The sequence below is a fragment of the Butyrivibrio sp. INlla16 genome (assembly GCF_900104155.1).
In the GTDB taxonomy this organism is placed as follows: domain Bacteria; phylum Bacillota; class Clostridia; order Lachnospirales; family Lachnospiraceae; genus Butyrivibrio.
Map to the genome: position 1 here is coordinate 1 of NZ_FMYB01000039.1, position 12,779 is coordinate 12,779.

Annotated in this window: 8 protein-coding genes; 5 read left to right on the forward strand and 3 right to left on the reverse strand. The window is 42.1% G+C overall.

What is annotated here, in order from left to right; all coding sequences use genetic code 11:
- The first annotated feature begins 378 nt into the window (after positions 1-378).
- Positions 379-1,302 (forward strand): alpha/beta hydrolase, encoded by a 924-nt coding sequence (locus tag BLR42_RS15865; RefSeq protein ID WP_091871140.1) that lies wholly within the window; start codon positions 379-381, stop codon positions 1,300-1,302.
- On the opposite strand, the gene BLR42_RS15870 is transcribed toward BLR42_RS15865, so the two are convergent.
- Complete coding sequence (locus BLR42_RS15870; RefSeq protein WP_091871143.1) at positions 1,299-2,840, reverse strand: glucosyltransferase domain-containing protein; 1,542 nt, start codon at positions 2,838-2,840, stop codon at positions 1,299-1,301. The two genes, BLR42_RS15865 and BLR42_RS15870, sit on opposite strands and share 4 nt — an antisense overlap.
- Positions 2,841-2,946: 106 nt before the next feature.
- Between BLR42_RS15870 and BLR42_RS15875 the strand changes: the two genes are divergently transcribed.
- Complete coding sequence (locus tag BLR42_RS15875) at positions 2,947-4,620, forward strand: hypothetical protein (protein WP_091871146.1); 1,674 nt, start codon at positions 2,947-2,949, stop codon at positions 4,618-4,620.
- Positions 4,621-4,705: 85 nt separating this feature from the next.
- On the forward strand, positions 4,706-5,776 hold the full coding sequence (locus BLR42_RS15880; protein WP_091871150.1) for an undecaprenyldiphospho-muramoylpentapeptide beta-N-acetylglucosaminyltransferase: 1,071 nt from the start codon (positions 4,706-4,708) through the stop codon (positions 5,774-5,776).
- 161 nt (positions 5,777-5,937) lie between these two features.
- On the opposite strand, the gene BLR42_RS15885 is transcribed toward BLR42_RS15880, so the two are convergent.
- The gene (locus BLR42_RS15885; protein ID WP_091871153.1) at positions 5,938-7,518 is read right to left on the reverse strand and encodes a glucose-6-phosphate isomerase; all 1,581 of its coding nucleotides are present in this window, start codon (positions 7,516-7,518) and stop codon (positions 5,938-5,940) included.
- Positions 7,519-7,830: 312 nt separating this feature from the next.
- On the opposite strand from BLR42_RS15885, the gene BLR42_RS22895 reads away from it, so the two are divergent.
- On the forward strand, positions 7,831-10,104 hold the full coding sequence (locus BLR42_RS22895; protein ID WP_091871156.1) for a glycoside hydrolase family 11 protein: 2,274 nt from the start codon (positions 7,831-7,833) through the stop codon (positions 10,102-10,104).
- A 150-nt stretch (positions 10,105-10,254) separates the two neighbouring features.
- Here the strand turns inward: BLR42_RS22895 and BLR42_RS15895 are convergent, their stop codons facing one another.
- Positions 10,255-11,763 carry an arabinosylfuranosidase ArfA gene (locus tag BLR42_RS15895; RefSeq protein ID WP_091871159.1) on the reverse strand — a complete coding sequence of 503 codons (1,509 nt, stop codon included), beginning with the start codon at positions 11,761-11,763 and terminating at the stop codon, positions 10,255-10,257.
- A gap of 176 nt (positions 11,764-11,939) precedes the next feature.
- Between BLR42_RS15895 and BLR42_RS15900 the strand changes: the two genes are divergently transcribed.
- The gene (locus BLR42_RS15900; protein ID WP_091871161.1) at positions 11,940-12,764 is read left to right on the forward strand and encodes a helix-turn-helix transcriptional regulator; all 825 of its coding nucleotides are present in this window, start codon (positions 11,940-11,942) and stop codon (positions 12,762-12,764) included.
- The last annotated feature ends 15 nt before the right edge of the window (positions 12,765-12,779 follow it).

The window sequence follows — 12,779 nt, forward strand, 5'->3', positions numbered from 1 at the left end:
TAGGTATCCACAGGCTGGGGGTATTTTTTCCCCGGAACCCTTTTCGATGTACGCTTGTACAGGTAATATGAATCACCTTTTTTCTTGATGGTAGTCCCCTTAACGCGTTGTGCCTGAACCCATTCTGGATATACTTTTTCAGTCTTCATACCTTCCTCCTTTCGTATAGGTGGCGTATACCTATACTTTAGGTATATTATACCTCTACAGAGCAGAAAAAGGAAGAGGGAAAAGCACTTTTGTATAATGCTTTTCCCTCTAAGTTTCATCGCTAAAAGACCCTATATTTATTTTGCTTCATGAAACAACCCTACACCAATTGCACATTTTATTAGTATTTGCTAAAATTTTTATACATTACTTGCAAAGGAGGTTCCCATGAGCAAAAAGCGAAATTTCGTATTATTTGGTCTTTTTACAGCTCTCTTCGGAGGTGGAGCCGCAGCTGCATCGATTTTCTATGATATGGCAGTTGTTCCGAAAAAGAAAACACAGAAAGAAATAGACAATAACCCAATGGATTCAAAGGCAATCAGGTGGGTAAGAAATAATCCTTTCAGAGAAGATGTCTATGTCGATTCCATTGATGAGTTAAAGCTTCACGCACATTACATTAAGGCAGAAGAAGAAAGTCACAAATATGCCATTGTTATTCACGGTGTCAGAAGTGACGGCGAATATATGGGTATCTTTGCCGAGCATTACCACAAAATGGGCATAAACGTGCTCCTTCCCGACAACAGAGGCTTTGGCCAAAGTGAAGGTAACTACACCGGCTACGGATATTTTGACAGACTTGATATTTTAGAGTGGATTTATCACATAATTAAAAAGGACAAGGATGCGCATATTCTCATACATGGTGTAAGTATGGGTGCTGCGATAACCCTTATGACCACCGGTGAAAGCCTGCCGGATAACGTAATACTTGCTGTTGCTGACAGCAGCTATACCACCGTTTATGAAGAGTTTGCAGACATCTATAAACAGGGCAAGCACCTGATTCCTTTCCCGGTTTCATTTTTCATTATTCGTCTGCTGGTACTTATCCGCTGTGGTTATGACATAAAAAAGGTGGATGTGCTTTCAGCTGTTGAAAAGTCAAAGACACCCACTCTGTTTATTCACGGCGATGAGGATAAGGTTATAGATCCTCATATGAGCGCACGCCTCTATGAAAAGTGCAGCGCGCCCAAGCAGTATTGCCTGATACTCGGCTCCGACCATGTTGAAGGAGTCGACGTAGATCCCAAGAAATATTGGAACAAAATCGAAGGCCTTATGGAAAAGACCGACTTTTAACCATCGTCCTCATTTAGCTTCACAACCCACACACCATCGATTTGTTTTACACAGCCGTCTTCAGGGTAATTAGACATTTCCTTGAATTCGGCTGTTTTCATGAGCTTTTCTTTTTTCTCAGAGGTAATGTCCCCTGTATCAATTCCAAACCATATCTGAATAAATCTGTCCCTGTGAGTCGGAAGGAATAAGTGCTCTTCGAGTGTAGCACCTTCGAAATCCGCAAGAATAGCCCCGTGCATACTGTGGGCTGCCACCGGAAGAGGATCCGGATAAAAACCTCCAAGGATTGCCATTGGCTCACCGTACTTATATCCTCCATCCTCCAACTTTGAGATTATTCTGTTGTAATACTGCATTACACGGTTCTGGGCAACATAGCTTCTGTAATATGAGTTATTTATTACTCTCGCGCCGGCATAAGCTTCGAGAATAAGCCCTATGAAAATGAGTGATGCAAGAAATACCGATGCTTTTTTCTTAGTACCTTCTGCGCCTCTCATTATTCTCTCCATTCCAGCTATGAGGAAGAAATAGAACACGCTGTAGGAATAGATCATAACTGTGGATGCATGAGAAAGCTCTGGCGCCATCACATACACAAGTCCAAGTGCCAGAGGAAAAATTGCAAGGAGAATAAGGCATATTACTCCTCTTGAAATCTCTGAAAAGGCTTTTTTCCATATAAAAAGAAGGACCACAAGAATTATCAAAAATACAACCAGCACTCTGTTGAATAGTGTGGGAGCGCCTTTCATAAAGCTCTCCGGCGCCGTAACAAAATACTGAACAACTCTGTGGTATGCCCTAAGTATCGACAATACAAGGTCCGCCGATGAGGTATGTCCAATGCTGCTAAGTCCCTTATACTCGCTAAGATCAACAAACTTAAGACTTATAAGATATCCCGCCATTGCCACCGCAAGACCAAGGAGACTTCTAAGTCCCTTCTTTATGACAAGACTTACCTTTGCTCCGTCCATCAGCATGAGAAAATATGCAAGTACAAAAAGTGAGGCAGAAAGACCAAAGTATGCCTGATAGCAAGCCATACTAAGGAACTGCAAAACAATACCTAAAATAAAACCATAGGTGTACTTGGATGTAAGATACACATTCAGAACACTTGCAAGAATAGAAAGCGCAAAGATCGGAGCCAGATACATGTAATACATGTTACTTGCGGTGCTGGGAAGTGTCATCATCATAACACCTACAAGAACAGCGCCTGTTATACTCTCAATTTTCAATACGGAAACTATTACGCAGGCTGCTGCCGAGAGAAAAATTATCGCCATGATGCCGTTAAGAGCCGGCGCAGACCAGGGTGAAAAAATATCGTGAATGGGATCCTGGAGCCATCTTCCCAGAACTTTTCCTCCGCCTACTCCCGGTACGCATACAATATCATCCAGATTTGTAATCTTGTTTGAAATCATGAAGAAATGAACAAGAAGTCCTGTCATAAGACTTATAAAAAAGCAGAATCTATGTGTTATGGGAAGCTTTACCCAAATCTTTTTAAGAAAATCCGGCATTTTCTTACTGTCCTCCGAAGCTTAATTCTTAGTTAGAAGTGAATTTAATTATAGCAAAAAATATGGTAGTATGAACAGACGATAAGTTTTAAGAGGATGTGCCACAATGAGCAAATTTCAGAATACATTTTTTGGTTTTTTTCTTGTTAATCTGTTTACATTGCTGATTTTTTTAGCTGTTTTCAATTTTAAATATCCTATCAGATACGAGAACATGGGCGGAGACAATATCTGGCAGTCTGCCTCCACCGTTAAGTATGTAAATATATGGCTCGAAGAAGGTGCTGCAAAGATGCACTTTACTGCCTGCGAAAATTATCGCTCCATTGAGTTCCAGAGCTTCAATGACAGAGTCCCTTTCATAAGCTATCCCAGCGGACATATTGTTCTTGTGTGGCTGTGTGCCGTTTTGTCCGGCAGAAGCTTTATAAATATTTCTTTCGTAAAGCATCTCCAGATGATTCTTTTCGCAATTGAATCCCTACTTTTTTCAAGTTTTATTTTTGTTCTTTTTTGGAAGCACCGCATAGGCGCGAGCCTTTCTAGAATTCTTATCTCCGTATCCACAGTGGCTTTATGGATGCTTCTTCCGGTAAACGCCTGGTATCTTCCAAATGTATTTTTCACTGATCAGAGCGTTTTATTGTATGTCATGATGTTCCTGTTTCTGGAAGAGCTTTTATACATGCCGGAACTCCGGGCGAAAAAGCCTCTGATGATTTTCATAAAAATACTTCATTTTGTGACAATATATCTCGGAATCCTCACGGACTACTATTTCTGGATCCTTGCATTTTTTGTATTTGTGATGAGGATAATCGGCCATATTCTTGATAAAAAATCCCTGCGGGATATTGTGGCATGTGGTCTTTCCTATGCCGTTCCTGTAGTGCTTGCACTCATCACTTTCCTTGTACAGCTAAGTTTTGTCGATGGCTGGCTCGATACCTTAAAATACAAGCTCAAATTCAGAACCGGCGGTGACGACAGTCTTTCCGCGATTGTTTCAAGACTTATTGAAAACTTTACCTCCGCCTTTACTCAGGAACAGCGAAGCTTCATGTTTTATCTTTTCCTGTTCCAGTTTGTAACCGTAGTTATTGCATTCCTTACATTGAAAAAGGGTGCTCGCATAAAATCACTTTTCACAAATACCGATATTTCACTTGTAATAGCAAGCTATATCGCTGTAGCCTTTCAGATACTTTTGCTTAAGAATCACTCCGCCGTCCATGAGTTTTCCATGATGAAAGCCGGATGGTGCGTTGCAATGACAGCTCCAATTGCTGCAGTTGCGTACGAAAGAGCCGTTACGGCTGGAAAGGATGCGGAAGGCGGCACCTTTTTTCTCGGAAGAAGGATTGCTCCTCTCATACCTGCTTTTGCTATCGCCCTCTTTATCATGATACTTATAACGGGTGTTCCCACATCTACTTCGAAGTACATAGTATCAAGAGACGGTGATGCGGATTATACCCTTGATGAATTCCTCTACAGGAATACTGATTATAATGATGTGTGTTTTTCATTTACAAACGAGATACACTACGAACCGCCAATGGATCTTACAATCTCTCACGAGAGAGTTTACCTTGTTGATAGCGCAGATGAGATTGATACTAAGTTCCCTGATCTTGACAGTAATGCAGTAAAACTGCTTCTTATTGATACCGATACTGCAGCTAAGAATCCCGAGTTAAAGGAAAAGATCATGCCTCTTATCGGAAAGTCAAAAATAAGGGCTAAACAGGATAGCTACATACTGTATGAATTGCCCTGATTCATTCAATAGTCCTATACTTCTCTTAAGTGTGCGGTCTTTAAAAATCTGTGGTACTCTTATAATTAAGGAGGCTTATTAATAAATGTCTAAGAAAATTGTTTTAACCGGTGGCGGCACTGCCGGCCACGTTACACCGAATATGGCTCTTATTCCCGAGCTTAAGGAAAAAGGCTACGAGATCTGCTATATTGGCTCGCATACAGGAATCGAAAAAAAGCTCATAGCTGATTTCCATATTCCATATTATTCCATTTCAACAGGTAAACTTCGAAGATATTTCGATCCAAAGAATTTCTCTGATCCTTTCAGAGTTATGAAGGGCTTTGTTGAAGCGAGACAGCTATTAAAGAAGATTAAACCGGATGTTATTTTTTCCAAGGGAGGCTTTGTTTCCGTTCCTGTAATAAGGGCAGCTTCAACCCTTGGCATTCCCTGCATACTCCATGAATCTGATATGACCCCCGGTCTCGCCAATAAGCTCAGCTTTTCATCGGCCAAGACTATTTGCTGTAACTTCCCGGAGACACTTGAACTCCTTCCCGCAAATAAAGCTGTTTTAACCGGAACTCCCATAAGAAAAGAGCTTTTGAAGGGCTCACGTGAGATGGGTAAGAAGATATGCGGCTTTAAAGATGATAAGCCGGTTATCATGGTTACCGGAGGAAGCCTCGGTGCTCAGAGCATAAACGAAACAATACGCTATGCACTTCCAAGGCTCCTTCCTCACTTTAATATTGTGCATCTGTGTGGTAAGGATAAAATGGATAACCTAAAGCTCAATATGGAAGGCTACAAGCAGTTCGAATATGTCAAGAACGAGATGAAGGACATCTTTGCCATGGCAGATGTAGTGGTATCAAGAGCAGGTGCCAACGCTATCTGTGAGCTTGCAGCTCTGCGTAAGCCCAATGTTCTCGTTCCTCTTTCTGCCAAAAGCAGCAGAGGCGATCAGATAATAAATGCCCGTTCCTTTGAAAAGCAGGGTTTTTCCGTTGTTATAGACAATGAGGAACTTGATGAGGACATTCTAGTAGAGAGCATCTTTGATGTTTATGAACACCGTGAAAAATATATCGAAAAGATGAAAGAATCAAACCAGTCCGGCGCCACAGAGACAATTTTAAATATTATCGAGGATGCAGTAGCACAATAACAATATCACTCCTCGCCTAATATTCTGCTTGTATAATTTTTTATATTTTTGAAAAAACTAAGCCCCCACGCATACTATATTTGAGTTCAATCTATTATGCGTTTTTTGCAACGAGATTGAAATCAAATATAGTATACGTGGGGGCATATTATTCTAATTTGTTAAATATTCAACAGATTGCTGTATACTGCAAGGGCTCCATCTGTCTCGTGTGCGAGAACCTTCTTTGCAAGTACTTTTCCGAGCTGTACACCTTCCTGATCGAAGCTGTTTAAGTTCCATACAAAGCCCTGGAACATAACCTTGTTCTCGAAGTGAGAAAGAAGTGCACCGAGAGACTTCGGATTCAGTTCATCACCGATGATAATACTTGAAGGACGTCCACCCTTGAAGTTCTTGTTAAGGTTCTCATCCTTTTTACCACAGGCAAATGCTACAATCTGAGCTGCCACGTTAGCGCAGAGCTTCTGCTGGCTTGTGCTGCCCTGGATATCAACATCGTTCTGAAGCTGGCTGTTCTTAAAGCCGATAAACTGCATCGGGATAACATCTGTACCCTGATGGAGAAGCTGATAGAAGGAGTGCTGTCCGTTTGTACCGGGCTCACCGAAGATTACGGGACCTGTTACATAATCTATAGGCTCTCCGAAGCGGTTTACGCTCTTACCGTTTGACTCCATGTCGAGCTGCTGCAGGTGTGCAGGGAATCTGCTAAGTCCCTGTGAGTAAGGAAGGACTGCTGTTGAAGGATATCCGAGTACGTTTCTCTCATAGAATCCGATCATGGCATCAAGCATTGCGGGATTCTTCATCATGTCCTTATTAGCTGCAAGCTTATCCTCTGCTGCAGCACCATCAAGGAACTGTGCAAATACATCAGGGCCGAAAGCAAGTGAAAGAACTGCTCCGCCTACGCCTGAGGTTGAAGAATAGCGTCCTCCGATATAATCATCCATATAGAAGGCTTCAATGAAATCATCGCTCTTTGCAAGAGGAGATGTCTCAGAAGTAACGGCTATCATGTGCTTGGATGAATCAAGTCCTGCTTTCTTAAGAGCATCCATTACAAAGCTCTGGTTTGTAAGAGTCTCAAGAGTTGTTCCTGATTTTGATACAAGAATGAAAATAGAATGAGCAACATCTACAGAATTAAGAACCGCAGATGCATCATCAGGATCTACGTTACTGATGAACTTAGCTTCCATCTTAAAGTTGCCTGTTCTGTGTGCCCAGTTTTCAAGAGCAAGATACATAGCTCTGGGGCCGAGATCAGATCCGCCGATACCGATCTGAACTACTGTTGTGAATTTCTCACCTTTTTCATTTACGATTTCTCCGGAGTGAACCTTGTTTGCGAAATCTGCAATTCTCTTTTGTTCCTTCACATAGAACTCACGCTTGTTAACTCCGTCAGCCATAACATCATTTCCAAGCTGACCTCTTGTGAGCTGGTGAAGAACCATTCTCTTCTCACCGGTATTTATTACTTCGCCGTTATAGAGGGCTTCAAATTTCTCAGAAAGCTGTGCTTCCTTAGAGAGCTTATCAAGTGCTGCAAGAACGTCATCATCGATTTCCTTAGCGGCATAATTGTAGGTAAGGCCCTCAGCCATATCTACGGAATATTCCTTAACTCTCTTAGCGCCGTTCTCACCTGTCATAGCAGATACGAGATCAACACGTTTTACCTTCTTAAGCTCATCGAATGAACTTAACTTATCAAGGTTTTTCCATTCAACCATTTTGTAGAATCCTCCTAAAATTTGATACGGTAATAAACCGCCATATAAAACTCAAAAAAATGGTAAAAAAATAGTATTACTTTCGCGTTAAAGTTTAGCAAAACTTGAGAAGTGGCGCAATATCTAAGTGCTTAAATATATATAAAATTGTATACTCAAAACTATATTCATTATTTTGCATAAATATGATTGATTTTTTGACATATTGAACAATTTTACGCACTAAATTCTGTAATACATGTTTTTTTATCTTCGTATATAATACAGCCATGTTATATAGCAGACAATATAATAATAGGAGGAAAGAAGAAAGTGTTGAAGAAAGTTTTGACATCTGCGCTCGTGACTACTCTCATGTGCGCGCAGCTCTTAGTACCTTCCTTGCAGGCCAAGGCAGCTACAACGCTGTACGATAATAAGACCGGCAATCAGGACGGCTACGATTATGAGCTGTGGAAAGATTACGGAACTACCAGTATGACGCTGGATGCAGGGGGGGCATTCACTTGTCAATGGAGCAACATCGGAAACGCTCTTTTCAGAAAGGGCAGAAAATTCGATCAGACTAAGACCTATCAGCAGATCGGAAATATATCATTCGATTATGGTGTTGATTACAGACCGAATGGAAATTCATATCTGTGTGTATATGGTTGGACTCTTGATCCACTTATTGAGTATTACATTGTAGACAGTTGGGGTTCATGGCGTCCGCCGGGGGGATCTCCGAGAGGTCAGATCCAGGTAGATGGCGGTACATATGACGTATATGTAACAAATCGTTATAACGCGCCTTCAATCATTGGAGATACAAACTTTACCCAGATTTTCAGCGTACGTACCAGTAAGAAGGAAAGCGGTACCATCAGCGTAACCGAGCATTTCAAGGCTTGGGAGAGAATGGGTATCAGACTCGGAAGACTTACCGAGGCAGCTCTTAACATCGAAGGTTACCAGAGTAGCGGCTACGCTAACGTTTATAAGAACGTTATGACAATCGGTGGTTCCTCTTCAGGTAATCAGGGTGGAAACCAAGGCGGAAACCAGGGTGGCAATCAGGGCAGCACTACTGTTCAGACCGGAACTTCCATGCAGTGCGAGCAGATGACCAAGTCCGGTCAGTACACAGGCAATATCAACAGTCCGTTCAGCGGTGTAGCATTATACGCTAATAATGACAGTGTAAGCTTTACTCAGAACTTCACTTCCGGAACTCACGATTTCACTCTTCGCGGTGCTTCAAACAACGATAACATGGCAAGAGTTGATCTCAAGATCGGCGGCGAGTACAAGGGAACTTTCTACTATGGTGGTTCTTATCCCGCTGAGTACACGATCGAAAATGTAAATCATAAGACCGGTAATCAGAAGGTTGAGCTTGTTGTTACAGCAGATGACGGTAACTGGGATGCATTCATAGATTCACTTAAGTGGAGTGGTGGTTCAGGTCAGTCTGCAACACCTTCCACCGGTAACCAGGGCGGAAATCAGGGTGGAAACCAGAGCCAGGACGGTAACCAGAGCAGCACACCTGCTCAGGGCAACACTTCCAAACAGTGTGAGGACATGACAAAGTCAGGTCAGTATACAGGAAGCATCAGCAGTCCTTTCAATGGCGTAGCATTATATGCTAACAACGACAGCGTAAGCTTCACTCAGTATTTTGCATACGGCACTCATGATTTCACTCTTCGCGGCGCTTCAAACAATAACAACATGGCAAGAGTTGATCTTAAGATCGGTGGCGAATACAAGGGTACTTTCTACTACGGCGATGCTAATACTGCTGAATACACTATCAAGAATGTAAATCACGGTACAGGCAATCAGAAGATTGAACTTGTTGTTACAGCAGATGACGGCAACTGGGATGCTTATCTTGATTCCCTCAGATGGGGTGAAGAGAGTGGACAGGCTACCGGAGCAACTGAGACACCTGCACCTGCTCAGACAGGAAACCAGACACAGAAGGATACAGGCAAGTATATCGCCCTTACCTTCGATGACGGTCCTTCAAGCACAACAAACGGTGTACTTGATGCGCTGGAGAAATACGGTGCAAAAGCTACATTCTTCCTTATCGGACAGAATATCAGCATGGATACTCTCAGCATCATGCAGAGACAGGTAAAAATGGGATGTGAACTTGCAAGCCACTCATATACTCATCAGGACATGTCCAGAATGAGCGCTCAGGATTGCCGCAATCAGCAGGAGTGGACTGCTTCAGCAATCAAGAATGCTGTAGGTGTTGACGTTAAGTTCTTCAGAGCACCTTACCTTTCAACAAGCAACACAATGCATGAGAACATCAATGCAACCTTCATTCAGGGTTCTACACATAATGACTGGGAAAACAGCACCTCTGTACAGCAGAGAGTAAATTCTGTACTCAGCGGCGCAAGAGACGGACAGATCATCCTTCTCCATGATTTCCAGGGCAATAACCAGACTGTACAGGCTCTTCCTCAGATCATCGAGGGTCTTCAGAAACAGGGTTACACACTTGTAACATTAAGCGAACTGTTCCAGAAGAAGGGAGTAAATCCCAATCAGAGATATAAGATCTGGTCAAACGTAAACTAATAAAAAACAGAACCTGCAATTACCGCTAAGTAATTCTCTACAGGTTCCATCTCTGCTATATAGCTTCTATGGCCGGCTCAGAAATGAGCCGGCTTTTTTGTACATCTCTTTTAGGGAAGGTTAAAGAGATTACAATCTTGAATAATAGGATTATTTAGCCAGTCTGATAACGTTCCAGCTCTTTGAAGGAAGAACCGTTGTAAGGATACCCTTCTCAACCTTAGTGTTCTTACCCTCTGTGGGAGCAACGGCATTGGGCTTCTTTTCAGTATTTACAGCCTTGAGATCATCATTTGTAAGTACGATATGATCAACTAGCTTGTAGCCTGCATACTGTCTGAGATCACATGTAAGCTCGAAATCTTCTCCAAGATTCTTGTTTACTGCAAAAATTGTGATTGTCTCATTTTCATCATCAGCAGTAACAACACTATCGATATAAGGAGCATCGCCGTGCTTACTCTCGTAGGAAGGAGACTTAACAACTGTGTTGAGAACCGTTCCTCTTCCGTAGAGGCTTGCGTGCATATATGGATAAAAAATGGTCTGTCTCCATGCGCCTGTATCACTTGTCATAATGGGTGCAATAACATTTACAAGCTGTGCAAGGCATGCAATCTTTACTCTGTCTGCGTGACGAAGAAGTGTTATGAGCATTGAGCCCACAAGGAGGGCATCCTCAAAGTTGTATACATCCTCAAGCTGATGCGGATGCTCAACCCATTTCTCAAGCTTCTTATCCTGCTCGTTGCTGTGATACCATACGTTCCACTCATCGAAGGAAAGATTGATAGTCTTGTTCTTTCTCTTAACTGCCTTTACATAATCACAAATAGAGATTACCTGTGAAATAAATTTATCCATTGCCACATTACTTGCAAGGAAGTTTGGTGTATCATCCTCGGGATTACCATAATAGGTATGAAGTGATAAATAATCAGCAGAATCATAGCTGCATTCAAGCACTGTCTTTTCCCACTCTCCAAAGGTATCCATGTAAAGTGATGAAGATCCGCAAACAACAGTCTCTATTGAAGGATCAACAAGCTTCATTATGTGGCCTGCTCTTCCTGCCTTCATGCCGTATTCCTGTGCCGTCATATGGCCGATCTGCCAGGGGCCGTCCATCTCATTTCCGAGGCACCAAAGCTTAATGTCGTGCGGATTTTTCACACCATGCTTAATACGAAGATCACTGTAATATGTGCCGCTCTTGATGTTGCAGTACTCTACAATATTCTTTGCCGCATCTATATCTCTTGTTCCGAGGTTAACTGCCATCATGGGCTTTGTATTTGCCTTTTTACACCACTCCATGAACTCGTTGAGTCCAAACTGGTTGGTCTCCACAACGTTCCATGCGAGCTCTATTCTGCGGGGACGATCCTTTTGGGGACCTACGCTGTCCTCCCAGTTAAAGCCGGATACGAAGTTACCTCCCGGATATCTTACTATCGGTACATGTATCTCATTTATGAGCTTAAGTACATCTTTGCGATATCCGTCCTTGTCCGCATTCTTATTTCCGGGCTGATAAATACCCTCATAAACCGCTCTTCCGAGATGCTCAAGGAAGGAACCGAAAATTCTCTCATCTATCTTGCTGATCTCAAAGTCTCTGTCTATGCAAAGCTGAGCCTTCTGTAATTTCTTAGCCATTTTATATCCTCCAAAATACAATCTATTGATTTTTTGTTCTTGGTAATTTTCATTATTACAGACACTAAGCCATATTTAAATGTTATTTAATCCATTTTTATTGACTTTTTGTCCGGTGTAAATTTAGAATTATTGATATAGATTTTAATACTTTCTATTCGTGAGGCATTGGATTTATGTTTAGAACTGATTACTGCGGTTATAATTACCGCAATCCCGACAAAGATATAATATACAGACCTGACGGCAGCGGCGATTATTTGTTTTTACATCTGACTTCGCCTATGACCTTTTATTTTCCTGCAGGCTCAGAAAATAGGCATAATGCAGGATATGAAACAGTTGAAAGAGACGGTCTAAGGCTTGTCCAGAAGTCTGCGGTATCAGGTGATTGTATATTATTTACTCCGGGACATCCGCAGTACTATCAGGCCGTGTCTTCTTTTTCGAACTCCTTTGTCCACTTTACCTGTGATCCAGAAGAAATCCGCGGTCTTCAGATACCGATGAACACGCTTTTCCACCCGAATGATGACGAAGCTATCATCGACTGCCTGCGGCGTATCCAATTTGAATACCTTTCAAAGCAGTCGAGAAAAGAACGTATGATAGATCTTCTTATCATGGAACTACTAATATCTGCGGAGCGAAGTATATTTAGTCCCGCGCCTTTAGAGGAAGGTGGCGGAATATACTCATTTCTCTCAGCCTTCAGAATCAATATGCTTCAAAGATGTTCAGAGGAATGGAATATAGAAAAAATCTGCAAAGAGACACACCTTGGGAGAAGTCAGCTCTATCATTATTACAAGACCTTTTTCTTCACAAGTCCCAAGGATGATCTCATCACAGCCAGAATTGATAAGGCCAAGCATCTCCTTACCAACAAAGAACTTCGTGTGTCGGATGTCGCCGAGCAATGCGGCTTTACCAACATATATCACTTCAATCGATATTTCAAAAGAGAACTGGGCTGTACTCCCAGTCAGTATAGACTGTAAAAATGCATTTATTCT

Bases quoted from the DNA above. Each gene is read 5' to 3' on its own strand.
- BLR42_RS15865 (WP_091871140.1), top strand. From the start codon at position 379: ATGAGCAAAAAGCGAAATTTCGTATTATTTGGTCTTTTTACAGCTCTC.
- BLR42_RS15870 (WP_091871143.1), bottom strand. From the start codon at position 2,840: ATGCCGGATTTTCTTAAAAAGATTTGGGTAAAGCTTCCCATAACACAT.
- BLR42_RS15875 (WP_091871146.1), top strand. From the start codon at position 2,947: ATGAGCAAATTTCAGAATACATTTTTTGGTTTTTTTCTTGTTAATCTG.
- BLR42_RS15880 (WP_091871150.1), top strand. From the start codon at position 4,706: ATGTCTAAGAAAATTGTTTTAACCGGTGGCGGCACTGCCGGCCACGTT.
- BLR42_RS15885 (WP_091871153.1), bottom strand. From the start codon at position 7,518: ATGGTTGAATGGAAAAACCTTGATAAGTTAAGTTCATTCGATGAGCTT.
- BLR42_RS15895 (WP_091871159.1), bottom strand. From the start codon at position 11,763: ATGGCTAAGAAATTACAGAAGGCTCAGCTTTGCATAGACAGAGACTTT.
- BLR42_RS15900 (WP_091871161.1), top strand. From the start codon at position 11,940: ATGTTTAGAACTGATTACTGCGGTTATAATTACCGCAATCCCGACAAA.